This window comes from Arcanobacterium bovis, from assembly GCF_004331995.1.
GTDB classification, from domain to species: Bacteria; Actinomycetota; Actinomycetes; order Actinomycetales; family Actinomycetaceae; genus Arcanobacterium_A; species Arcanobacterium_A bovis.
This window is the reverse complement of sequence record NZ_SJDT01000006.1, coordinates 78,806-104,069: the sequence shown is the minus strand read 5'-3', so window position 1 is coordinate 104,069 and position 25,264 is coordinate 78,806. Positions and strand designations below refer to the sequence as shown.

The window sequence follows — 25,264 nt, the reverse complement described above, 5'->3', positions numbered from 1 at the left end:
ATCCATACCTAGGAAATCTTCTCCACCTGAATCTCGAGCTCATTACCGCCACCGTTTACGGTAGCTTCGAGCGAAAGCGTCTCAGACTTGATCATGTCTAAATGCGTTTCCACAGCTGCGATATGCTCTTGTGGCACCGACAATACGAGTCGAATTCGATCCGCAACGTGCAGATCCTCAGCCTTGCGCTTATCTTGAACAGCTCGGATCACATCACGTGCATAACCTTCAGCTTCAAGTTCCGGTGTAACTACCGTATCAAGCACGACGAACGCACCCGAATCAAGTACAGCCGCAACTGAGCCTTCGTCCGCCGATACCACCGTCGTCAATTCGAACTGGTGTGGTTCCAATACAACTGGCGGTTCTACATTCATCTGCACGCCGCCGTCAACGAGCGCCCACTCCCCTGCCTTCGCGGCTTTGAACAGCGCCGAGGTTTGCTTGCGCATGTGCGGAGCTAGCTCACGTGGCAGCACTGCAAGCTCTTGCGTCACCGCCAAACCCGACTCTTGCGCCGTCATGATCTTCACGGCTTTCACATTCACTTCCGAGCTGATGAGCTCAGTGAATGGCTCCAGATTTTGCTCCGTGACTACCGAAAGCGAGCGGAGCGGCTGACGAACACGCAACTTATTAGCCTTACGCAAAGCATGTGCATTCGACACCACTTCCCGAACCTCGTCCATGACGCGAACGAGCTCCTCATCAGCAATATCACCGGGGAGCTCCGGCCAATCTTCGATGTGTACTGAGCGTTTGCCCGTCAACCCACGCCAAATTTCTTCTGCAATCATCGGCGCGAGCGGAGCAATCACTCGCATCAGCGTTTCCAAAGCGGTGTAGAGCGTATCAAAGGCGCGCGTATCTTCGTTCCAGAAGCGGTCACGTTGCGTGCGCACATACCAGTTGGTGAGCAGATCCAAGTATTCGCGTACGACGCCGGTAGCGGACGGAATATCGAGGTTCACGAAGTATTCGCGCACAGTCGCAGCCAACTTGCCGGTGCGTGCCAACAAGTAACGATCCATCACGTCAAGAGAGTTAAGCGCTTCCTTATCGTTGAAATCGATAGCGCTAGCCACGTAGCCCTCACCATCTCGGCACGCTCCTGCGTAGAGAGTGAAGAAGTAGTAGCTGTTCCACACTGGCAGAATAACGTGGCGAACGGCTTCGCGGATGCCTTCCTCAGCTACCACGAGATTTCCGCCGCGTAAGACTGGCGAGCTCATCAGCATCCATCGCACAGCATCCGAACCGTACTGGTTGAACATTTCCATTGGATCGGGGTAATTACGGAGCGACTTCGAGGCCTTGCGCCCATCGTTGCCGAGAATGATGCCGTGTGAAATACAAGAAGTAAATGCAGGACGATCAAAAAGCGCTGTGGAAAGCACGTGCATCGTGTAGAACCAGCCGCGCGTTTGCCCAATGTATTCCACAATAAAATCGCCAGGGAAATGGCTGTCGAACCACTCTTCGTTCTCGAACGGATAATGCTTCTGGGCATACGGCATCGAACCAGAATCAAACCAGACGTCGAGAATATCTGGAATGCGTCGCATGGTCGATTTCCCGGTCGGATCATCGGGATTTGGGCGCGTGAGCTCGTCAATGAATGGACGATGCAGATTTGGTTGTCCATCACGGTCAAGTGGCAAGCGACCAAAATCGCGCTCTAATTCGGCAAAAGAGCCGTAGACGTCGATGCGTGGATATTCAGGATTGTCCGACTTCCACACTGGGATCGGAGTACCCCAGTAACGATTTCGGGAAATTGACCAATCGCGAGCGCCAGCCAGCCAGTTGCCGAAAATTCCGTCTTTGATGTGCTCTGGCTGCCACGTGATCTCTTGGTTGAGCTCAACCATGCGGTCACGGAACTCAGTCACTGCTACAAACCACGAGGTTACTGGCTTGTAGATGAGTGGCTTGCGGCAGCGCCAGCAATGCGGATAGGAGTGAACATAGGACTGCTCACGAACCAGAACCGCCCGCTCGTTAGCTGGACGGCGTGCCATTGATCCCGAACCATCACGCAAATCATTGATAATTGGCCGATTTGCTTCAAAAACGTGCATTCCGGCGTAATCCGACACCACGTTGTAGAATTTCGCACCCTCATCAACGGTCTCGACTACTTTAATGCCTGCACCAGCCAGCACAAACATATCGTCTTCACCATAAGGTGCGATGTGTACCAATCCGGTACCGTCGTCGGTCGAAACATAGTCTGCAACGCAAATTTGCCACGCGTTCGCACCTGGTTCCTCAGAATCACGACTGTAGTAATCGAAGATCGGATGATAGCGTTTACCAGCTAGCTCGCTACCTTTCACGGTGGCGAGTACCTTGGGTTCCTCGCCTAATTCCTTTGCGTAAGCTCCCAAACGCGCCTGGGCAATAATGACCTTCTCACCAGCCAGCGGACCTTCCGCTGGCTGCACCGTCACATAGTCGATTTCAGGGCCGACGGCGATCGCCAAGTTCGATGGCAAGGTCCACGGCGTGGTGGTCCAGATAAGTGCCAACTCGCCTGATTCCATCCGCAAGCCCACGGTAACCGTCTGGTCTTGACGATCTTGGTAGACGTCGTCGTCCATCTTCAATTCGTGGTTAGACAAAGGTGTTTCGTCATTCCAGCAGTATGGAAGCACGCGATATCCCTCGTACACGAGTCCCTTGTCCCAGAGCCGCTTAAATGCCCAGATCACCGATTCCATAAAGGTTGGATCGAGAGTCTTGTATCCGCCGTCGAAATTTACCCATCGTGCCTGGCGAGTGACGTATTCTTTCCATTCGTTGGCGTAAGTCATGACCGAGGAGCGGCAAGCATCATTGAATTTCTCGATACCGATTGTTTCGATTTCTGATTTATCGTCGATACCGAGAATCTTCTCAGCTTCTAATTCTGCAGGTAGACCATGCGTATCCCAGCCAAAGTCTCGATCGACTTTGTGACCAAGCTGAGTTTGGAAACGAGCCACGAGATCCTTGACGTATCCAGTCAGGAGATGCCCGTAATGAGGCAAACCATTGGCAAATGGAGGGCCATCGTAAAACACAAATTCATTCGAGCCTTCATTGCCCGCATCGCGATTGTCGATGGAAGCTTGGAAAGTTTTGTCCTGCTCCCAGTATGAAAGCACGGCTTCTTCGATCTGTGGAAGATTTGGCGACGCCACAACGTTGCCTTCGCGGTGAAGCGGGTAATGCTTACGCTCGCTCATTCTTATGTCTCCTAAGTGTTCGTGTACGGCGAGGACGACGCCGAGCCACGCTCGTTGCCGCGGTACCACCTCGCTTGCACTGCATAAACACAGTGCCGCTCTTGGAGACTATGACGAGTCCAACCGTCCGGTTCTACTAGGTTTTCTCATCGCTTATACGTTGGCGAACGACTCACAACGGGCTTGCACCCATCGAACTGCGCCTGTTACGCACAACGTTGCTGAGAAGACTGTTCTTCCGGAAGCTCCCCGGTGATTGCCGGATCAACGCCGTATCTACCGTGTAGTTTAGCTTGCCTTTGCGACGCAAGCTAGTTGAACGCACGTGAGGCTAAACATGCCATCATTGAACAATCTGCGATCATTTTCGAGCTACGAGCGTATTGGAGGCCTGCGCCACAGGGCGCATAATCATTGAGTCAATATTAATATGCACAGGCAGAGAAACTGCCCACCGCACCGCCTCAGCCACATCTTCAGCCACGAGCGGATGCTCCACCCCTTCATAAACCTTCTCCGCAGCTTGCGCATCGCCACGCAGGCGGTTGAGGGAAAACTCTTCAGTTTTCACCATCCCTGGCGCAATGTCGATAATACGAACCGGCTCACCAACGAGTTCAAGTCGCAATGTAGCTGGGATTTGACGTTCTGCATGCTTAGCGGCCACATAACCGCCACCGCCTGGATACGTGGCGTGCCCCGCCGTCGACGAAATAAAGACGATATCGCCACCGTTTTCCCGCATATACGGCAGAACAAGCTGGGTAACTCGCAGCGTGCCAAGCACATTGATTTCGTACATTCGCTGCCAATCGGCCACTTTTCCATCAGACACCGAATCCACACCAAGCGCACCACCTGCACAATTGACGAGCACATCAATTGGGCCAGTCTCGCTGATGAAGTCAGATATTTTCGCAATACCTTCATCGGTCGTAAAATCAGCACTTACATAGGTAGCGCCGCAACGATCGGTAAGCTCACGCAAGCGGTCCTCACGCCGTGCGGTAGCGACGACGTCGTACCCCGCCGCACACAACGAACGCACAATCGCAGCGCCAATTCCGGTAGAAGCCCCTGTTACGAGTGCCCGTTTTGCCATTTCGTTCCTTCCGCTGCGGTCAATTGTTTCGCTACTTATCATCGTAACCTCACTCTTGGCGTTTCACAGCACAAGGCTTCAATTTGAGAGAAAAATTAGTAGAGTTGAGATTAGATTGTGCAATTGCACCACTCACAAAGCAATCACAACATGCAGTACAGGAGGAATGATGCTCGGTTTCATTGGGGTTGGCTCTATGGGAGGCGCAATTTTGCGGGGCGTACTCAAAGCCGGAACGGTTAGCGCTTCGGAAGTAGTCATCACGCGCAAAGATACCGCCAAAGCTGAGCAGCTGTGCCAAGAACTTGGAGTTAGCTTCGCCCAGTCAAACCGTGACCTCGTGGAAAAAACTGGTGAGAACGGCGTCATTATTGTGGCGGTAAAGCCGTACCAAATGGCCGAAGTAATCGAAGAGATTGCACCTGTGGCAAGGAATAACGGAAGCATTCTGATGTCAGTTGCAGCTGGAACGTCTCTTGCGAGCCTCGAAACAGCGGCAGGAACAGGGCAGAAAATCGTGCGAACCATGCCAAATGTCGCTTCTTCAATTTCAGCAGGAATGACGGCGGTGTGCCCCAATTCGAATGTATCAGCCGAGGAACTGACCAAAATCGTGCAAATTTTCGAGTCCGTGGGCGAGGTCGCAACCATTGCTGAAAAAGACTTTTCAGCCTTTTCTGCGCTTGCCGGATGCTCCCCCGCCTGGACGTTTACCTACATTGATGCACTTTCACGCGGCGGAGTTGCGGCAGGATTGCGAAAGGATGAATCCTTGCGAGTTGCCGCGCAGGCAGTGCTTGGTGCAGCTCAATTAGTTCTCAATAATCTCGACGACGTGCGCCCGCAAGCCTTAGTCGATACTGTCACCTCACCCGGCGGCACTACAATCGCTGGATTGATCGCCATGGAAAAAGCGGGTTTCAGCTCTGCAGTAGTGGCTGGAGTTGAGGGAGCAATTTCACGCGATGTGGAGATTTCTCGCGGTAAGTAAAAACTGCATTTTTGCTCTTTTAGCTGGAGGAATACCATCAGTTAAATTATCGTTACTCTCGGTTTTATAAAACTTGCAGTATTAGTTTTTCAAATTTGCTTCGCAACGGCACAAAAACGTTCTATATTTGAATAGTAAGTCACCAACGGTTTCTACAAAGGAGTTGAAGACATGATCATTGGTGTACCCAAAGAAATAAAGAACAACGAATTCCGCGTTGCACTCACCCCACAAGGTGCCGATGCCCTAGTAAAGCACGGACACACCGTGTATGTGCAGGCAGGAGCAGGTGAAGGCTCGTCGATTTCCGACGACGAATACATGGCTGCTGGTGCGAAGCTTCTTCCTACTGCTGAAGAAGTATGGGCAACTGCGGATATGATCATGAAGGTCAAAGAACCAATCGAGCCTGAGTATGAACTGATGCGCGAAGGACAGGTGCTGTTCACGTATCTCCATTTGGCTGCCGATCGCCCACTCACTGAGAAGCTACTCGAAAAGAAGGTCACTTCGATTGCATACGAAACGGTTCAGACCGATAAAGGTGGCCTGCCGCTCCTTTCGCCGATGTCCGAAGTTGCCGGTCGTCTATCGGCTCAGGTGGCCGCTAATCTTCTCATGAAGTCTGAGGGAGGCCGCGGAATCCTCATGGGTGGCACAGCCGGAACTGCTCGAGCAAAGACAGTTGTACTCGGTGGTGGAACCGCTGGTTACGAAGCCGCAAAGGTTGCCGCTGGAATGGGATCACGCGTGACGGTATTCGACGTCAATATTGAACGCCTCATGTACCTAGAAGATGTAAATCGCGACGAAATCGATACTGCATACTCTACCCCGCTCGCAGTTGCCGAGGCACTTAAGGATGCCGATGTTGTGATTGGCTCGGTGCTTATTCCAGGAGCACGCGCACCGCATCTCGTAACCAATGACATGGTTGCGGGCATGAAACCAGGTTCGGTGCTTGTCGATATTGCTATCGATCAAGGTGGATGCTTCGAAGATTCACACCCAACCACGCATGCCGATCCAACCTTCACGGTACACAACTCGACCTTCTACTGCGTTGCTAATATGCCAGGCGTTATGCCACGCACTTCCACCTACGCCCTAACCAACGCCACCATGCGCTATGCGCTCCTGCTGGCAGACAAAGGCTGGAAGACCGCTCTCTCGGAACGCACTGATCTTTTACGCGGCTTGACTACTCACAACGGCGATCTGTATTGCGAAAGCGTTGCAGCTGCATTTGGTCTTGATTCCAAGAACCCATCTGAAGCAATTGCTTAACACGGTTTGATCTAATCGAGATCGCCCAATCTACTGCATCTCAATGCACGCCGGTGGCGTATTGAGAACGATGCCCCTTTCGTTCTCAATACGCCACCCTCTCTGTCCATATCCCTAGTCCTAAGTACCCAAAACATGGCTTTTTGAGAAATTTTTGTGTTATTTATTTTGAAAGAAAAATCAAACCTATTACGAAGCGCGAATGAATTTCTCTTGCATGCCGTTTCAGAGTCTCGAACATTTTCATTCATTTTCAAGGAAATTTATTTGCAATATTTTTCAAAGTTTTTGCAATCTTGCAAAAATGGTAGCTGCGCGGCCCTAAAATGCGCCCTTGTTGCAATACAAAGTCAAATTGACGACGTCTCGACCGTGTGTAAAGATAAAGCCGTTATCTGGGCAGATAACGACAAAGATGTCATTGGAGGACACAGTGAATTCGACTGCCGAGAATCCCATCATTCTAGAGATGCGCTCCATCTCGAAAGAGTTTCCGGGGGTTCGTGCACTTGACCACGTAACGTTCCAAGTTACTAAGGGAAGCATCCATTCCCTGTGTGGCGAGAACGGCGCGGGAAAGTCTACGTTGATGAAGGTACTCTCAGGCGTGTGGCCACACGGCACATACTCGGGAGATATCGTCTACGAAGGCGAAGTGTGCCAGTTTAAGAACATCCGCGACTCAGAATCACGCGGAATCGTGATTATCCACCAGGAGCTTGCACTTATTCCTGAGCTTTCTATTGCCGAAAATATCTTCCTCGGCAGTGAAATCAAGAGTGGCATGAGCATCGACTGGGTTGAGACCCGTAAACGCGCCCGCCTACTCTTGGCGGAGGTAGGTCTCGACGATGATCCAGATACACCAGTCAAAGAACTCGGTGTTGGCAAGCAGCAACTTGTTGAGATCGCCAAGGCCCTATCGAAGAACGTTAAGCTTCTCATCCTCGACGAACCAACCTCAGCCTTGAATGAAGAGGAATCTGCTCATCTGCTTGACCTCATGATTAAGCAGCGCGAGCGTGGCGTTTCGCAGATCATGATTTCGCATAAGCTTAACGAAATCGCAGCTGTTTCGGATCACATCACGGTTATTCGCGATGGTAAAACGATCGAAACTATGTCGATTCACGACGGCGATGTGGACGAAGACCGCATCATCCGTTCGATGGTGGGTCGCCCGCTCGACAACCGCTTCCCAGACCGCGATCCAAAGATTGGCGACGTCGTCTTTGAAGTGCGCAACTGGAATGTTCGCCACCCCGTGAACACAGAACGCTTCATTTGCAAAAATGAATCTTTTAACGTTCGTGCCGGTGAAGTAGTCGGACTTGCTGGTCTCATGGGCGCAGGACGCACCGAATTGGCGCGGTCGATTTTCGGACGTTCCTACGGCATTTTTGAGAGCGGTCAAATCTTTATTGATGGCAAGGAAGTGACGATCAAGTCAGTTCCACAAGCTATCGCCGCTGGTCTTGCTTATCTGCCGGAAGACCGCAAGGTTCAGGGCCTGAACCTCCTTGACGATATTAAAGGTCAAACCGTTTCGGCGAAGTACAAGAAAGCCACCCACGGCGGTGTCGCAATCGACTGGCAGCATGTTCGTGAGATAACCGAAGAATATCGCCGCGATTTGCGTATCAAGACACCATCAATTGATACCGGCGTGGCCACACTCTCCGGCGGAAATATGCAAAAAGTTGTGCTCGGTAAATGGATGTACACCGATCCACGCGTCCTTATCCTTGATGAGCCTACCCGTGGCATCGATGTTGGCGCCAAGTTCGAGATCTACACACTCATTGCAAAACTTGCTCAGGCAGGAATGGCAGTGATCGTGATTTCTTCTGAACTACCCGAGCTTCTCGGTATCACCGATCGTGTTTACACCATTTTCGAAGGTGAAATCACTGGCTCGGTTCCAACCAGCGAGGCAGATCAGGAAACTCTGATGCGCCTCATGAACCCCACGTCGTCTAAATCCAATCCAAGAAAGTAGTTACCAAAGATGATGAGTTCAATTAAACAATTGCTGGGTGGTAATCTACGCCAGCTGACCATGGTTTTGGTCCTTGTTCTGGAAGTTCTTTTCTTCAATTGGAAAACTGGCGGTACCGTTATATCGGCGCAGAACCTGCAGAACGTGATTTCTGGAAACGCCTACGTGCTGATCTTGGCTATGGGCATGGTACTCGTTATTATTGCTGGTCACATCGACCTGTCTGTCGGTTCGGTCGCCGCTGTGGTTGGAATCGTTCTTGCAATTATGACGACGGTGAACGGCATGCCGTGGTACCTCGGCTTGCTTATTGCTATCGGTTGTGGCGTTCTTGCTGGTATCTGGAACGGCTTCTGGGTGTCAATGATCGGTGTTCCAGCCTTCGTGGTAACACTTGCCGGCATGCTCTTCTTCCGTGGTTTGAATCAGTGGATTGGAAAATCCACCTCGATCCCAGTTCCAGAACAAATCAAGTTCCTCGGTTCTGGCTACATGAACTGGCTTCCACCTCTGAGCTTTGGAAACTGGATCGTCAACACTGAAACGATTATTCTCGCCGTACTCGCAACAATCGTTACCGCAATTCTCAAGCTTCGTCGTCGCGTACGCCTTACTAAGGCAGGTGCTGAGGTGAACCCAACGTGGGTATTCATCGCACAGCTTGTGTTCATTGGCGTCGCTATCATTGGTCTCGGTTGGGTCTTTGCAACTGGACGTCCAGGAACTTCTTTCCCAATTTCGGGCTTAATTGTGGTAGCACTCTTCCTCATCTACAACTTCCTTGCTCGTAATACCCCGCTCGGACGCGGCGTCTACGCCGTCGGTGGAAACCGTACCGCAGCAGCTCTCACTGGCATTTCAGTGCGTCGAATTAACTTTTTCGTTATGTTTAACTCTGCGCTCTTGGCTTCGATCGCGGCAGTTGTGTTCGTGGGGCGCTCAAACGCTTCTACGCCATTTGACGGTCAGAACTGGGAACTTGATGCTATTGCATCCGTGTTCATCGGTGGCGCTTCTGTGTGGGGCGGTATTGGAACACTCGGTGGAACCATGGTTGGCGCTATGGTTATGGCATTCTTGAACAACGGCCTCCAGCTTCTCGGCGCAGGCGCCCACGTAACCTCAATGGTCAAGGGACTTGTGCTCCTAGCAGCGGTAGCATTCGACGTTATCTCCAAGATGCAAGGTCGTCCATCAATTATTGGTACAATTACCAAATCATTCAAAAAAGACAAAGAATCGGCTGAACAGCCAAACCCTGTTCAAGCCTAGCGCCTAAGCGCACACTAAAGACTGCGGCTTCGGCCGTAGAGCGATGTCGCTCTAACCTGGGGCACCAGGACTAAACAACAAGTGAGGTAAAAAATGCGAATGATCAAAAAGATCGCTGCAATTGGTGCAGTTGCAGCCCTATCACTATCAGCTTGCTCTGGCAATGCTGGTGACAAGTCCGATAGCAAGGCAGAGAAGTCTGGCGGAACTGATATCGGCGTTTCCCTTCCACAGAAGACCTCAGAGAACTGGGTTGAAGCAGAAAACTACTTCAAGGAACTCTGTGAAGCATCGAATCTCAAGTGTGATGTGCAGTTCGCCAACGACGGCGTTCCACAGCAGCAGCAGCAGCTCGATGCAATGATCACCAACGGAGCTAAGGTTCTCATCATTGGCGCAGTTGACGGAAGCTCCCTTGGAACTCAGCTTCAGAAAGCTGCCGATGCCAAGATTCCAGTGATCGCATACGATCGTCTTCTTCTTGAGACAAAGAACATTGACTACTACGTTGCATACGACAACTTCGGTGTTGGCGTGAAGCAGGGCGAGGCACTGCTCAAGGGTCTCGAGGCCAAGAAGGCTGGCGGTCCATGGAACATCGAGCTCATCGCAGGTTCGAACGATGACTCGAACTCCGCAAAGTTCTTCGATGGCGCAATGTCTATTCTCAAGCCAGAGATTGACGCTGGCAAGGTTAAGGTCGTTTCAGGACAGATGAAGCGTGAAGAGGCTGCAACCCAGGGATGGAAGCCAGAGAACGCACAGACCCGCATGGATGCAATCCTTACCCAGCACTACCAGGGTTCGGCAGTTCCAGATGGTATCCTCTCCCCTAACGATACCCTCGCACGTGCTGCTCTTACATCAGTGCAGCAGGCAGGCAAGTCGCCACTTCCAGTTGTAACTGGTCAGGATTCCGAGCTTGAGTCGCTGAAGTGGATCATGGAAGGCAAGCAGTACTCCACCATTTCGAAGCCGACCAAGCCACTTGTTGAGAACGTTGTAGCACTTGCCAAGGAGCTTATTGCTGGCAAGAAGGACATCAAGGAACTCAACGGAATCAAGGTTGACGCCAAGCAGTACAACAACAAGGTGAAGGATGTTCCAGCATTCCTCCTTGAGCCAAAGGTTGCAACCAAGGATAACGCTGCTGAGGTTTACAAGGATGAACCAACGAAGCTAGAAGCCGTTAAGAGCGCAACCAAGTAATCTCTTAGAGATTACTTAATCGTGGGTCGCAGCGAAAGCTGCGACCCACTTTTGTGCCACCGAAACTGTACATGCATGATAGATACTTCGCAGTCACGTATCTCCACCACGACTCCACGCTGAACATTGATAATAACCACGTGTCATTCACAAGTTGATAGCACTGCTCAGCAGTAGCCAACGATATTGAGGACTCACACCGACAAACATTTTGATATACGCAAATAAAGCGCTGGGGTGGCAAGAATTTCTTCTTGCCACCCCAGCTTCATCTTTTGAAGGAGACTAAAGACGATTACATATAGTAGGAGCCAAACTGAGCTTTCTTCATGACCCTACCTACAATATTCGATGCACAACCAAGAATCAGTCGATTTGCATGATAATCGATCAATTCGATGAGGTTGCCATCGGGATCTTTCATGAAAGCCCAATGCGTACCGTTGTTGTACTGCACACCAGTGACAAACTCGACTCCCCTAGCTTCCAATTTACGCTTCCAAGCAGCGACATTGGATACCGAAATAGCAGCGTGCGAATAACCATTCTTCTGCCAATTCGTAGCTTGTCCTTCAATCTTTGGCGTGAACTCGAAAATTTCTAGCATCGCATTGCTATTCGTTCCGAGGAATCCAAGCCGAATGGACAGACCAGTTGTGCCGTAAAGACTTGCGAGTTTATTAGCGGTTTCGCCTTCGATACGTAGCTCGTTCACCAAGTGGAAATCAAACATGTCGTTGTACCACTTAACTGCCGCCTCAAAATCAGAAACGGTAACACCCACGTGATTCAGCCCGTGATTGCGGCCTCGGGTCAAGAATGACTTGACTGCTTTTAGTACGTCATTCATTTGGCGTAACCTCCCACTGTTTGCATTAGTTCTCCAAGTTCCGCGCCATACTCCGGAGCTCCTTGCATCACGATCTTTTGAGACACAGTTGCCTCAATCATGTCGTCAACATCAAGGAGGATTCCGAGCGCACTTCGCGTTGAATCGAATGCCATTGCAAAGAACGGCTTCGACCGCGTGTAAGAGCCGCGCACTGCCTTAGACCGGCCGCCTTTGACCCTGATATACGCATCAAGATCTTCGCGACCCACTACCGTAAGCTGGTACACGCGATCTGGCTGCCTATTGGCCCAGTCCCTAAACAGTGGATGTTTCGCCTTGTTCAACTGCGAAATTCCGCTTGTCAGGAGGTAGAACATGCACTTGACGAGAAGTGCTTGATCATCTGGATCCTCAGGAGGTTCAGTCGCGCCGAGCAAACTCGACATCTTGAGCAGTGATCGGACGGTAGCCACCAGCAATCCTGGATTGGAAAGAGCACCTTTCATCTTCGGCAGCTTCAATCCACCAGTAAAGAAGGTGTTGAGATCCTCTCGTGAAGCAAATTCCAGCTCCAAATTGGGAGCCAAATGTTCGCCCACCCGAACCGTCACATCACCGTCTTCGACGACGAGATGCGTCGCCATCTTTCCTGGCGTTCCGTCGTCGTTACTCTCCCCAGTGAGCGCCGAAATCTGCACTACACCGTTCTTGCCGCGAAAAGCCTTCTTGAGAGCAGGTGTTTCGGCGATGATCGGCTTGAGCACGGGAACGACTGCATTGAGGAATACGATGGTCTGGTACCGGACGTCGTCCGCAGTCTTTTCCTCAGACATAATCAGACCTCATCATCCCAATCGTCGTCTTCCTCGATCTCAATTCGCATTAGCTCGCGAGCCGTTTCGAGGATGCCGTTCTCGTCGTAGCCGTAATGCGCGAAGAGATCTTCTGGCTGTCCAATCATCGACCACTTGTCTGGAATACCGAGCTTGCGGAAGGCGAAGCCCTTTCCAGTGCTAGCGGCGATGTCAGCTACCGCTGAACCCAAGCCATGTGCGATATTGGCATCTTCAACCGTAATAACACGTCGGGTTTCTGCAACAGCCGCCTTGATCGTTTCCTCATCAAGTGGCTTGATCGAATAGAGGTCGATTACGCGCACGGAAAGTCCATCCTCAGAGCGCAGGCGCTCAGCAGCTTGGAGTGCACGCCATACCGGAGCACCTGAAGCCATGATGGTAATATCGGATCCCTCCATTAGCGTGTGTGATCCACCAATTCGGAAATCTGGAATCGGTTCGCTGTAGACCTTCTGGTCAAAGCCGCGGTTCACTCGCACATAAGCAGGGCCATTGTGCTCGTAGACCGCTTCTACTGCCTGCGCAGTAGCCATACCATCAGCTGGGCAGAGCGTAACGAGATTTGAAATCGAACGCAGGATTCCGAAATCTTCTGGGCTCTGATGGGTTGATCCCGCTTGCCCAAATGAGAGACCAGAATGCGTGGCAATTACCTTCACGTTCGCGTTGCCGTAGCAGACGTCGGTGCGAAGCTGTTCAAGAGCGCGGAGCGTTGCGAAGGAAGCGAAGGTCGATACGAAAGGTACGAATCCGCACTTCGCCATACCTGCAGCCATACCAAACATGTTCTGCTCAGCAATACCTACATTGAAGAATCGTTCTGGGAAAGCGTCAGCAAGCAGACCGATCTTCGTAGACTTCGCTAGATCGCCAGAAAAACCAACGATCTCAGGATGCTCTTTGGCGAGTTCAACAAGAGTACGTCCGTAAACTTCGGCGGTTGCCATATCCGCACCGTCGAGCATTGTGTAGGTTAGTCCTCCAGCCATCTCACTTCTCCTTAATCTTTGCTACGCGCTTTGCGTGGTATTCCTCAAGTGCCTTATGACCTTCAACAGCCTGATCGCCACCGAAGGATCCATAATGCCACTTGTAGTCACCAGCGATGGTGTCAATACCTTCACCCTTAATGGTGTTGGCAATGATCATTACTGGCTTGTCCTTAATTGCATCGGCCGCACGGAACGTTTCCACCAGCTCAGGAATGTTATGACCGTCAATGTCAAAGACTTCCCAGCCAAAAGCAGTCCATTTGTCGGCAAATGGTTCGAGCGCCATAACGTCTTCCGTCATACCATCGATCATCGCTTTGTTACGATCGACAATGCCGATGAGCCCGCCCAGCTTGAAGTGCGAAGCTGCCATTGCCGCTTCCCAAATCGAGCCTTCGTTGCACTCACCGTCACCCATGAGACAGTAGGTACGGAAGTTCCTGCCAGAGAGTCGTGAGGCTGCTGCCATTCCGACGGCGATCGAAAGGCCATGTCCCAGCGAGCCTGTTGCAATCTCAACACCAGGTACTTTCGATCCATCCGGATGCATACCGAGTGGCGAACCAGTATGGTTGAAATTCTTCAACCATTCCTTTGGAAAACATCCAAGATCGGCCAACACAGGAGCATACCCCACACCGATATGTCCTTTGGAAAGAACAAAGCGGTCGCGGTCAGGATCATCAAGTTTCGAGGAATCAAAATTCATTACCTCGTGATATAGGACGGTGAGAATATCGACTGCCGACAACGATCCACCGATATGGCCACCACCAGCCCAAACGACCGTATCGAGCGTCAGGGAACGGAGTTCATGTGCCTTATCTTCAAGACGCCGCCATATGCTTGCATCAATAGCCATTACATAACCTTTCCTAGAAGTTGCTTTACGTTCTTGCTCACAACTCGATAAGCTTCATCCGCAACATCGAGAGTGAACTGAATGTCTTCGTCGGTAAGCGATGCATTGATGAACAAATTGTGATGGCTTGAGAAGAACACTCCTCGGCGCACACATTCGCTCACGAATGCTTGATGAATAAAGTTATTCGGATCGGTCTCACCGCGGTATCCTGCTGTGCGCATGAACCACATTGCTGGCTCGCCCGAAACAACCAAATCAAAGCCATTTGCAGACGCAACCTCTTGCAAACCAGCAGTGAGCTTCTCGCCCTTTTCAGTGCAGACCTTCGCAACATCAATTTCACGCATCTTGTTGATACAAGCAAGAGCAGCTGCCATTGGCGCTGCAGAGAGCCAGTACGAACCCGTGTAGAACACCGAGGACACTGCATCCATGTATTCTTTCTTGCCCACGAGAGCGGAAATATTGTAACCGTTAGCAAGCGCCTTGCAGTAGCAGAGCAGATCAGCATCGAATCCGTAGTGAACATCCGAACCGCGCACGTCAAGACGGAAACCGCAGCGCACGTCGTCGATAATCAGAAGGATTCCTTCCTTGGTGCACAGCTCGCGAACTTTCTGCCAGTACCCATCGGGAGCGAGACGGTTGTCCTCAACGATTGGATGGTGGTAAGGAGTTGCGATGATTGCAGCAATCTGTCCACGATTCGCGTGAACTGCCTTCTTCAATGCGGAGAAATCACCGAACGGCGTGTAGATATTATTCGACACATCTGCCTCAGTGATGCCTGGATGATCAGCATGCTGGGTCCATGGTGCAACACCGTGGTAGCCGCCGTAATGCATAAGGATCTTCTCGCGGTTCGTTGCAGCTTTCGCCGTCATCACCGCGAGGCTGGTGACGTCGCCACCATTTTTTGCGAAAAACGCCCAGTCCGCACTGGAGATCGTATCGGTCAAGAGTTCTGCGAGTTCTACCATGCGTTCCGTTGGCAAAATGGTGCAGTCGCCCTTCTTATACTGTGCTGCTGCGGCCGCATTAACCTCTGGATCGTTGTATCCGAGAATATTAGGTCCGTATGCGCACATGTAGTCGATAAAGCGATTTCCATCCAGATCCCAGAAATACGAGCCTTTGGCACGCTCGAGATAAAGCGGATAATTGCTCACAGGCATGAAGCAGCCTTCAGCAGGTCCTAAGTGTCCATACACACCACCTGGAATGACCTTCGTTGCGCGTAAGAATAGTTCTGAGCTCTTTGGGTATGTGTAAGTTTCCATCGTTTTCGTCCTATCCGAGGTAGTGAGGAACAAGTCCAAGTAGCTTGTTGAAGTTGTCTAGGATTGGCACAAATCCTCCAAGTTGGATTTGATCCTTACCAACAGCTTCAAAGCTAGGAATTTCTCCACGCAAAACTCCACCAGCCACATCCAAATCCGAGAAAACCATCTTGGCACTCGGATGATTAGATAGTCCTTCAACTACCCGTAGCCTGTGATCTTTGATGCGAATGATCAATGCTGGACCACCGATTACAGCGAGTTGAAGATCACCATCGCGCATTCGGCTCGCAGCTTCTTTTCCAGCAACGTCGTGATTTGCAATTTCTGCCAATGCGTATGACGCAATATGCAAGGTAAGAATTGTATTACGACGCCGGTATTCAGGATCCTGCAGCTTCTGCGGCGTAGGCATAAGATATTCGGTCAAGATATTGGTCAGATCGGTGAACGGTCCCGTAAGGAACTTGATCCTCCGGATACCTTTCACAGGAACAGGAGCACCCGTTCCTGCGAACATTTTGTTCACCATAATCGGTGCAGGGAATGCCAAATTCATGGTATTAGGGCCAGCACCTTCAAGATGCTTGATAGTGCCGTTCTTGATTACCAGCCGCATAGTTCCTTTAGGACTGGTGAATTGAATTGTTTCATCGGCGTGTGCGATGACTTGTGCAGCTTTGTCGTCGAGCTGGACCAATGTTTCAAGCGTGCGAAGCACACCAAAAAGATTGACTCGACTTAATGTTGCATTATCCATTTAGGTCGCCTCCTCGTTGAGCTTAAAAATAATAGTACCGCCAGTTCGGATAAATTTCGTGGTTTTAGACACGTTTCTTCAAGCAATTTTTCGAACTTGAAGATTCACACAGTTCTATCAGCTGAAACGTAAAAATCCAATGTTGAACTAAACGAAATTTAGTCTAGCCGCTCCTCACAAATCGCGTTCCTATCCGGTTTTGTTCCAAGATCTTTGCACGCCAAATTACACAGATTTCTCGATAAGTTCTGCTATCTGCACGAAAAAATGAGACGATAGGCCTATGGCAACAATTGAAATGTGCGAAGGCGATAAACTCGAGGATTTCCTTGTCCCCATACTCAAGAAGATTCCCGATCCGAACAATCAAGAAACTGCACTTGCTTTGATTGAACGAATTCTTAAAACATACCCACAGTTGAAGCTGCGTATAGCGTGGAATCAACCCATGTTTACCGACCACGGCACTTTCATCATGGGAATGTCGTTTGCCAAAGCACACTTTTCTATCAGCCCTGAATATAAGGGAATGGTCACTTTTGCTTCCAAATTGGAAGAGCTCGGCATCGACCATTCTAAGATGCTGATTCGATTCCCATGGAAAGACGACGTACCGTTCGCACTGATCCAAGAAATCATCGAATTCAATATCCGCGATAAAGCCGATGTGAACACCTTCTGGCGGCACGACAAGCACGACGACGAATGCTAGGAATCGCCGATGTATAGGTGGCGTTGATTCAACGTCCAGTGTAAAAGATCCGATGTAAAACGCTTTGATGCCATAAGGCTCTATAAACAGTGGTGGGCGGCACTTCAATTGAAGTGCCGCCCACCACTAGCAACACCGATATAAGTTTTCTGTTAGTGAGGCTAAGTACTCTTATAGGTAAATAGATCCGCCGATAATTACGGTGCGATGACGTGGAAGCCGGAATGCTTCCATTCGCGAACCTGCATTTCGACTGAGGAACATGTATAACGACCTGCGCCAACGCAAATACCATGGCATCTCGTCACTCGGGCGGAAGTCCATCACCGACAGGAAGTATCGAGCGTCGTCATTGGCATAGACGAAATCAGGATCTTTACCAGAACTCCACTTGAGGTTGTGCGGAATATTTTGGTTGTCGTTAAAGCCGAGCTGAATAGTCATGCTCATAATGCCGTCTTCTGGCTCGCCTAACCGCTCAATGCTCACACGATCCACATGCCGCACGTGCGGAATGTTTCGTACCAGCACCCGAACGAACACAATCTGTTCATGAAGTGTGTGGTTGAAACGTACGTTTTCTTTGAGTGCGAGTGGTACAGTGCCTTTACTTTGGTGAAGATAAATTGCCTGACCAGGGATGCGCGGCAGATTGAGCGCTCGGATCTTCGTAAGCCATTCGTCCAGCGGCATTTCAATCTCACCGCGCACTTTGTAAACTGTGTACGATCCCCACATCCAAGTGGTCATAATAATGATAACGCTGATAGCAATAGCAATAGGCAACCAACCGCCGGTCGGAATCTTCATCACGTTAGCGGAGAAATAAAGCGTTTCGAGAATACCCACTATGGCGAGGACTGGAAGCAACCTGAACATTGACCACTTCCATACAATATGCGCATACGCACAGAACAGTGCCAAGGTGAGCATTTCTGTTCCAGTAACTGCCAAACCATAGGCGTTAGAAAGTGCTCCAGACGATCTGAAACCAAGAATCAAAGCTGCAACACCGATCATAAGCATGGTGTTAATTCCCGGAATGTAGATCTGCCCGCCTTCGGACTTCGAGGTATGCATGATGCGCATGCGCGGCACTAAACCGAGGTTCAAAGCCTGCTGAGTTACTGAGAAAGCCCCCGAAATCACTGCCTGGGAAGCAATTACGGTGGCGGTAGTCGCGAGAATGACGACGGGCCACAACAAAGATTCAGGCACGAGGTTGAAGAATGGATTCGATACAGCCGATGGCTCGTTAATCAACAAAGCACCTTGACCCAAATAGTTGATGGTCAAGCATGGAAATACGAGCAAGAGCCACGATGTAACGATAGGTTTACGTCCGAAGTGCCCCATATCCGCATAAAGCGTCTCGGCGCCAGTAATCGCTAGCACCGAAGCTCCAAGAGCCACGAATCCCATGAATGGGTGCGCAATGGCGAACATAAGTGCGTGATGCGGCGAAATTGCAGCAATAATACCAGGATGCTCAATAATATGCGGAACTCCGAGCAACGCCAGTGTAATGAACCAGCCCACCATGACCGGTCCAAAAAGCCTACCCACCTTGCCCGTTCCAAACTTTTGGATAGAGAACAAGGCAATCAGAATTACCAGCGAAATTGGCACTACGGCCTTCGTTGCCGCTGGCGATATAAGTTCCAGACCTTCCACCGCAGACATCACTGAGATCGCCGGAGTGATGATTGAGTCTCCGTAGAACAGTGATGCGCCGATAATTCCAAGGAAAGTAAAGAGGCCAAACAACCTGCGTCCCTTTGTGGCCTTGCGTAAAAGTGCCGTTAGCGCAAGGATTCCGCCTTCGCCATCGTTTCCCGCACGCATCACCAAGAACAGGTACTTGTACGTTACAACCAACGTAATTGACCAAAAGACTAGAGAAATAATTCCGTACACGCTCTCTTGATTGACAGGAATGAGTCCATGATCAAGATTAAAAACCGCGTGCATCGCATATAGAGGCGAGGTGCCAATATCACCGAAAATTACTCCGAGAGCAGCAAGCATCAAGGCTGCTTGACTCGATTTTGTGTGGTGGAGACCGTGAATATCGATTTCTCCAGTTTGCGTGGGATCAGCTACAGGTGTTTCCGACGCCGGCGTCTGCGTTGCGTCTGTGGCAACATCATTCGCTTCAAGGTCTTGGGGAAGATCTTCTGATTTCTCTTCTGCTTCTGGCTGATCGTCTAGTTCATCGAATGCATACTGCATGCCGCCAGCCTAGCACCGCCGACCAAAAATCCCTATATCGATCGCAGATTATACAGTATTATCTTCGTTACGAATCGCGGTTTAACGAAGTATTAACGGGCATATCTTCCCACATAAGTACGTCACTCAATCCGCGAATTATCGAAACGCAATATCTTTTATCCTCAGCAATAACCTGCTCATGAGCAGAAATCAGCTTACTTAACAACGCGTTCGAAGCGCCATGCATACGCTCAAATCCAGCACTTCCAAGCACTTCACGATGAGAGGTAATAATCACCCCTGGGCGTCCGCCAAAACGCGCCGCGAAACCACGTCGCAACTGTGCTGCGGCGTCGTCGGCGTTCTCAACTGGATCGAGATCCAAGCCTGCGGGTATCCCTGCCCTACTCGCAAAGCCTCCTTCGTGATCGCCATAACGAAACCACTTACCTTGCGCTTTAGCAACGATTTTCCCACACACTACCACCACATCTGTGCCGTGCATACCATAGCGTCCGTCGGGCCATTGCAAACGAGCAACAGCACGTGACACCACCGCCCCTAGATCATCGGAACTCGTTATTTGCGGCATGCCTCGAACTGGCAGGCACAGGAAGTCCTGCTCATCTAATTCCTCATTCATCACCACGATCATAACGAGCAAGGGTGAAGCACACCACCTCGGCGGGCAGCAAATTCGGAATTCTCGCCATTCGTGGGAGAATAGTACCATGACTGAAAACAACTCCGCATTGCTCGATCACACCGAGGTTCCGGAAAGGGCCGCTCTTGAAGGTCTCGAAGACCGCTGGGGCAAAACTTGGGCCGAAACTGGCACCTATTCATTCAATCGCGACACCAGCCGCGACCAAGTATTTTCGGTGGACACTCCACCTCCTACAGTTTCTGGCTCGCTCCACGTCGGCCACGTTTTTAGCTACACCCACACCGACGTAATCGCACGCTACAAGCGTATGCAGGGCATGAACGTCTTCTACCCTATGGGCTGGGACGACAACGGTCTTCCAACTGAGCGTCGCGTGCAGAACTACTACGGCGTGCGTTGCGATCCGTCGTTACCTTACGAGGAAAATTTTGTTCCTCCGCACGACGGCGGCGACGGTAAGTCGATCAAGTACGCCGATCAAGTACCGATTTCACGCCGCAACTTTATTGAGCTGTGTTGGAAACTCACAGCCGAAGACGAGAAACAGTTTGAGAATTTGTGGCGCCATCTCGGCCTGTCCGTGGACTGGGAGCAGAACTACCAAACCATCGGCGCCAAAGCACAGAAGGTTGCACAGGCAGCATTCTTGAAGAACCTCGAGCGGGGTGAAGCCTATCAAGCCCAAGCTCCTGGTCTATGGGACGTCACCTTCCAGACCGCCGTCGCCCAAGCAGAACTTGAACCACGCGACTACCCCGGCGCCTACCATGCACTCGCTTTCCACACCGCAGCGGGAGACGACGTCGTCATCGAAACGACTCGCCCAGAGCTGCTACCTGCGTGTGTTGCGCTTATCGCGCATCCAGACGACGAGCGCTACCAGCATCTTTTTGGCACAACGGTGACCTCGCCTGTATTCAACGTTGAGCTCCCAGTGTTGGCACATCCAGCAGCGGAGATGGACAAGGGCGCCGGCATCGCCATGTGCTGTACCTTTGGCGATCTCACCGACGTGCAATGGTGGCGCGAACTCTCGCTACCAATGCGCTCTGTGCTTGGAAAAGATGGCCGACTCATTCGGGAAACACCGCAGTGGATCACCGATCCTGCCGGCGTGGCAATGTATGAAGAAATGGCTGGTAAAACGACTTTCTCTGCCCGCAAGACACTCGTTGAAAAGCTTAAAGAAACGGGCGAAATGATCGGCGATGAGAAACCGACCACCCGTAAAACCAATTTCTTTGAAAAGGGCGATAAGCCACTCGAAATCGTCACCTCACGCCAGTGGTACATTCGCAACGGTGGTCAGCCACACACCGAGGCAAACGGAAATGACCTGCGCGAAAATCTCCTGTTCCGCGGCAAAGAGGTTGATTTCCACCCCGATTTCATGCGGGTTCGCTATGAGAACTGGGTACAAGGACTCAATACGGACTGGCTTATTTCTCGCCAGCGCTTCTTCGGCGTGCCGATTCCATTGTGGTACCGGATCACCGAATCTGGCGACGTAAATTACGACGACGTACTCGTGCCTACTCTCGACCAGTTGCCGGTTGATCCGTCCTCGGATTGCCCTCCTGGTTTTGAGGAAGCTCAGCGCAATGTACCGGGCGGATTCGCTGCCGAAATCGACATTATGGATACTTGGGCGACATCCTCTCTCACCCCACAAATCGCTGGTGGCTGGCTGACTGACGAAGACCTGTTCAACAAGGTGTATCCGATGGACGTGCGCCCACAGGGTCAAGATATTATTCGCACCTGGCTCTTCTCGACCATCGTGCGTGCGCATCTTGAGTTTGGTGAAGTTCCATGGAAGCATGCAGCGATTTCGGGTTGGATTCTCGATCCGGACCGCAAGAAGATGTCAAAGTCCAAGGGCAATGTTGTGACGCCGATGGGCTTGCTTGAAAAGCATGGTTCGGACGCCGTTAGATACTGGGCAGCGTCAGCTCGCCTTGGTACCGACGCGGCATTTGACGAACAGCAGATGAAGATCGGTCGTCGTCTGGCGATGAAGGTGCTCAATGCTTCGAAGTTTGCAATGCAGGCTTCTGGCGGTGGAGCTGCTGTTGATCTTGATTTAAGCGCAGTTGTGTGTGAACTTGATAAATCCCTTCTCGCCGAGCTCGCAACTGTGGTTGAACAGGCCACGGCAGCCATGGAGATTTTCGATCACACCAAGGCTCTCGAAGTAACGGAAACGTGTTTCTGGACTTTCTGCGATGATTACATTGAATTAGTCAAAGAGCGCGCCAACGACCGCGACAGCATCTACGCCCAGGCAGGCCGCGAAGCTGAGGTGCGTTCGGCTCGCGTAACTCTCAATATCGCAGTGGATACCTTCGTTCGTTTACTTGCACCCTTCCTCCCCTACGCCACCGAAGAGGTCTGGTCGTGGTACCGCACCGGCTCGGTGCACAAGGCTGTTTGGCCCACTGCGGCAGAGTTGGACGGGACAGGTGATGACGACACCGTGGTATCTGTTTTGCAGGCGGCTGGAGCTGCTCTTTCAGCGCTACGCAAGGTCAAGACCGAACAGAAGGTGAGCCAGCGCACGCCGTATGCTGCTGTAACTTTGCAAGTTCCACAAGAAGTCATCGAATCAGTGGAAGCAGCCCGCGAAGACCTCGCAAATTCAGCTCATGTTCACGGCGAGTTTACTATAACATGCGATAATACAGACGGAGATATAGTTCTCGTTTCGGCGTTTGAACTCGAATAAATCGACGTACTGCTATTTAATTGTAAATAAATAGAGGGCTTCATCGGGACGCTCGTAATACGGAGAGGACTAATATGAGTGAGTATTTGGAAGAAGAAGGCATTTCCTTTACGCCTGGAAAAATCCAAGTCACAGAGTCGATGTCTGTACCGGCATTGTTGCGGCGTCTCGGTGAAGAAACCCCCAAGCGTGTGGTGATCGAACGCAAATCTAACTTCTCAAATCAATGGATGCCTGTTACATTTGGGCAATTCATCAACGAGGTCCGGGAAGTTGCGCGTGGCTTCATCGCTTCGGGCATTAATGCCGGCGACAAAATTGCCATCATGGCACACACATCCTACGAGTGGTCGCTATTCGACTTCGCAATCCAGTTTGCAGGTGCATACGCTATCCCGATCTACGAAACTTCATCGACTGATCAAGCAAAGTGGATTATATCTAATGCAGGTATTCGCGCAGCAGTCGTTGAAAACGCCAACCTTAAAAATGTTCTTGAACCGCTACTAGGTAAGGTCAAGGGCTTCGAGACGATTTGGAGTCTCTCGGACGACGCCCAAGGCAAACTCACGCAGCTTGGAGCAAATGTCGACGACGCCGAAATCGACGCGCGTATCGACGCTGTTCGCGCCGATGACCTGTGGACGATTATCTACACCTCGGGAACAACTGGACGCCCCAAGGGAGTGGAACTTTCCCAACGCAACGTGCTCCACGTCGTCATGAACGGCTCTACTCACAGTGGACTCATTAAAATACTCTCGAGTAAAGGCTCGCGCACGGTGCTCTTCCTACCGATGGCACACGTCTTCGCGCGGTTCATTAACCTCGTGGTGTTCTTTGGTGGAAGTGTGATTGGATATATTCCAGACACGCGCAACCTCGTGTCGGATATGCAAACGTTCAAGCCCACGTTCGTTTTGGCCGTTCCGCGCGTCTTTGAAAAGATTTACAACGCCGCTGATGCCAAAGCTGGTAGTGGCATCAAACTGCGCACTTTCCGCAGTTTCGCCAAAGTTGCCATCAACTATTCCAGAGCTCTCGACACTCCAGAAGGTCCATCTAAGGCACTGTCGCTCCAGCGCCAGCTAGGCGATAAGCTCGTTTACTCCACAATCCGCGAGCTCATGGGTGGCCGCTTAAAGTACGCTATTTCTGGTGGTGCACCGCTCGGCGAGCGCCTGGGCCATTTCTTCCGTGGCATGGGTATTACCGTTTTTGAAGGCTACGGCCTAACCGAAACCAGTGCTCCGACCACAGTCAATCGTTTAGATAAGATCAAGATCGGTTCAGTTGGGGCAGCATATCCAGGCTGCTACGTAAAGGTGGCAGACGACGGCGAAATCCTCGTTAAGGGCGATCACGTTTTCAAGCGGTACTACAACAACCCCAAGGCCACTGCCGAAGCGTTTACAGACGACGGCTGGTTCCGTACGGGCGATATTGGCCGTATCGACGAAGAAGAGTACGTCTGGATTACCGGACGTAAGAAAGAGTTGATTGTGACCGCCGGTGGTAAGAACGTTGCGCCAGCTGAGCTTGAGGATCGACTCCGCGGGCATCCGCTTATTTCTCAAGTGGTCGTGGTTGGCGACAAGAAGCCATTTATTGGTGCTCTCGTCACGCTAGATGCTGAGGCTCTCCCCCAGTGGTTGAGCAACCACAACCTTGAGCCGATTCCATTCTCGCAGGCGATCAATGATCCACAAGTATTGGCTTCTATTGATCGTGCCATCAAGCGCGCGAATACCCACGTCTCACGCGCAGAATCGATTCGAAAATTCGTGATTTTGCCAAGCGACTTCACCGTGGAGAATGGATACCTCACGCCATCATTGAAGGTACGACGCAATCAAGTTCTTGAAGATTTTGCCGACACCATCGAAGAATTGTACGGCTCCAAGAATTAATTTCTCATGTGTTGTGTGGGAGGCAGGGTGCTCGCCGTGTCTCCCACACTCACGTTTAGGAATACTTAAGCGAAATTATCTGCAATATCCTCGTGATGTTGAATAACTTCAGCCACAATGAACTTGAGGAATTTTTCGGCAAAGACAGGATCAAGTCCCGCATTTTGCGCCAGATCTCGCAACTGTGCAATTTGTTGTGCTTCTCGGTTTGTATCAGATGCAGGCAAAGAATACTGCGCTTTGAGTAAGCCAACCTGCTTCGTACAACGAAACCTCTCGGCAAGAATATGCACGAGAGCTGCGTCAAGGTTGTCGATCGTCTTTCGATAAGCTTCCAGCTCAGGTGGAACTTCTACCATC

The 25,264-nt window shown here is 51.0% G+C and carries 19 protein-coding genes; 8 read left to right on the top strand and 11 right to left on the bottom strand.

Annotation, left to right across the window (positions count from 1 at the left end; translation table 11 throughout):
- Positions 1 to 8: 8 nt before the first annotated feature.
- Both ileS and EZJ44_RS07740 read right to left on the bottom strand, forming a co-directional pair.
- Positions 9 to 3,230: an isoleucine--tRNA ligase gene (gene ileS / locus EZJ44_RS07745; RefSeq protein WP_131282035.1), complete on the bottom strand. Its 3,222-nt coding sequence runs from the start codon at positions 3,228 to 3,230 to the stop codon at positions 9 to 11.
- 361 nt (positions 3,231 to 3,591) lie between these two features.
- Entirely contained in the window at positions 3,592 to 4,332 is a 741-nt protein-coding gene (locus EZJ44_RS07740) for an SDR family NAD(P)-dependent oxidoreductase (protein WP_131282032.1), read from the bottom strand.
- 169 nt (positions 4,333 to 4,501) lie between these two features.
- Here EZJ44_RS07740 and proC point away from each other — a divergent pair, with 169 nt between their 5' ends.
- From proC to EZJ44_RS07715, 5 genes are all read left to right on the top strand, one after another.
- Positions 4,502 to 5,323, top strand: coding sequence for a pyrroline-5-carboxylate reductase (proC, locus tag EZJ44_RS07735; protein ID WP_131282029.1), 822 nt, complete (start codon positions 4,502 to 4,504; stop codon positions 5,321 to 5,323).
- A gap of 171 nt (positions 5,324 to 5,494) precedes the next feature.
- Positions 5,495 to 6,610: an alanine dehydrogenase gene (ald, locus tag EZJ44_RS07730; protein ID WP_131282026.1), complete on the top strand. Its 1,116-nt coding sequence runs from the start codon at positions 5,495 to 5,497 to the stop codon at positions 6,608 to 6,610.
- A gap of 433 nt (positions 6,611 to 7,043) precedes the next feature.
- A complete protein-coding gene (locus EZJ44_RS07725; RefSeq protein ID WP_465251204.1) occupies positions 7,044 to 8,609 on the top strand; it encodes an ATP-binding cassette domain-containing protein in 1,566 nt (521 codons plus the stop codon).
- A 9-nt stretch (positions 8,610 to 8,618) separates the two neighbouring features.
- Complete coding sequence (locus tag EZJ44_RS07720; RefSeq protein ID WP_206661878.1) at positions 8,619 to 9,881, top strand: sugar ABC transporter permease; 1,263 nt, start codon at positions 8,619 to 8,621, stop codon at positions 9,879 to 9,881.
- Positions 9,882 to 9,980: 99 nt separating this feature from the next.
- Complete coding sequence (locus EZJ44_RS07715; RefSeq protein WP_241658642.1) at positions 9,981 to 11,090, top strand: substrate-binding domain-containing protein; 1,110 nt, start codon at positions 9,981 to 9,983, stop codon at positions 11,088 to 11,090.
- 295 nt (positions 11,091 to 11,385) lie between these two features.
- Here EZJ44_RS07715 and EZJ44_RS07710 read toward each other — a convergent pair whose 3' ends face one another.
- Genes EZJ44_RS07710 through EZJ44_RS07685 form a run of 6 tightly spaced genes read right to left on the bottom strand, consistent with a single transcriptional unit; the run spans position 11,386 to position 16,676 of the window.
- Positions 11,386 to 11,940, bottom strand: a complete 555-nt coding sequence (locus EZJ44_RS07710; RefSeq protein WP_131282020.1) for a VOC family protein — start codon at positions 11,938 to 11,940, stop codon at positions 11,386 to 11,388.
- Positions 11,937 to 12,755, bottom strand: a complete 819-nt coding sequence (locus EZJ44_RS07705; RefSeq protein ID WP_131282018.1) for a hypothetical protein — start codon at positions 12,753 to 12,755, stop codon at positions 11,937 to 11,939. Before EZJ44_RS07705 ends, EZJ44_RS07710 begins: the two co-directional genes overlap by 4 nt.
- Before the next feature lie 2 nt (positions 12,756 to 12,757).
- Entirely contained in the window at positions 12,758 to 13,768 is a 1,011-nt protein-coding gene (locus EZJ44_RS07700) for a transketolase family protein (protein ID WP_131282015.1), read from the bottom strand.
- A 1-nt stretch (position 13,769) separates the two neighbouring features.
- Positions 13,770 to 14,633: a transketolase gene (locus EZJ44_RS07695; RefSeq protein ID WP_131282013.1), complete on the bottom strand. Its 864-nt coding sequence runs from the start codon at positions 14,631 to 14,633 to the stop codon at positions 13,770 to 13,772.
- Complete coding sequence (locus EZJ44_RS07690) at positions 14,633 to 15,916, bottom strand: aminotransferase class III-fold pyridoxal phosphate-dependent enzyme (protein WP_131282011.1); 1,284 nt, start codon at positions 15,914 to 15,916, stop codon at positions 14,633 to 14,635. The genes EZJ44_RS07695 and EZJ44_RS07690 overlap by 1 nt, the downstream gene beginning before the upstream one ends.
- 10 nt (positions 15,917 to 15,926) lie before the next feature.
- Positions 15,927 to 16,676: a hypothetical protein gene (locus EZJ44_RS07685; protein ID WP_131282009.1), complete on the bottom strand. Its 750-nt coding sequence runs from the start codon at positions 16,674 to 16,676 to the stop codon at positions 15,927 to 15,929.
- A gap of 283 nt (positions 16,677 to 16,959) precedes the next feature.
- Here EZJ44_RS07685 and EZJ44_RS07680 point away from each other — a divergent pair, with 283 nt between their 5' ends.
- Positions 16,960 to 17,388, top strand: a complete 429-nt coding sequence (locus EZJ44_RS07680; RefSeq protein ID WP_131282007.1) for an iron chaperone — start codon at positions 16,960 to 16,962, stop codon at positions 17,386 to 17,388.
- Between the two features lie 171 nt (positions 17,389 to 17,559).
- On the opposite strand, the gene EZJ44_RS07675 is transcribed toward EZJ44_RS07680, so the two are convergent.
- On the bottom strand, positions 17,560 to 19,620 hold the full coding sequence (locus tag EZJ44_RS07675) for a potassium transporter Kup (protein WP_206661877.1): 2,061 nt from the start codon (positions 19,618 to 19,620) through the stop codon (positions 17,560 to 17,562).
- Between the two features lie 67 nt (positions 19,621 to 19,687).
- A complete protein-coding gene (locus EZJ44_RS07670; RefSeq protein WP_131282005.1) occupies positions 19,688 to 20,245 on the bottom strand; it encodes a hypothetical protein in 558 nt (185 codons plus the stop codon).
- An 88-nt stretch (positions 20,246 to 20,333) separates the two neighbouring features.
- Between EZJ44_RS07670 and valS the strand changes: the two genes are divergently transcribed.
- Complete coding sequence (gene valS, locus EZJ44_RS07665; protein ID WP_131282002.1) at positions 20,334 to 22,994, top strand: valine--tRNA ligase; 2,661 nt, start codon at positions 20,334 to 20,336, stop codon at positions 22,992 to 22,994.
- 74 nt (positions 22,995 to 23,068) lie between these two features.
- Positions 23,069 to 24,904, top strand: coding sequence for an AMP-dependent synthetase/ligase (locus EZJ44_RS07660; RefSeq protein WP_131282000.1), 1,836 nt, complete (start codon positions 23,069 to 23,071; stop codon positions 24,902 to 24,904).
- Positions 24,905 to 24,969: 65 nt separating this feature from the next.
- Here EZJ44_RS07660 and EZJ44_RS07655 read toward each other — a convergent pair whose 3' ends face one another.
- Positions 24,970 to 25,263 carry a chorismate mutase gene (locus tag EZJ44_RS07655; protein WP_131281998.1) on the bottom strand — a complete coding sequence of 98 codons (294 nt, stop codon included), beginning with the start codon at positions 25,261 to 25,263 and terminating at the stop codon, positions 24,970 to 24,972.
- Between the last annotated feature and the right edge of the window lies 1 nt (position 25,264).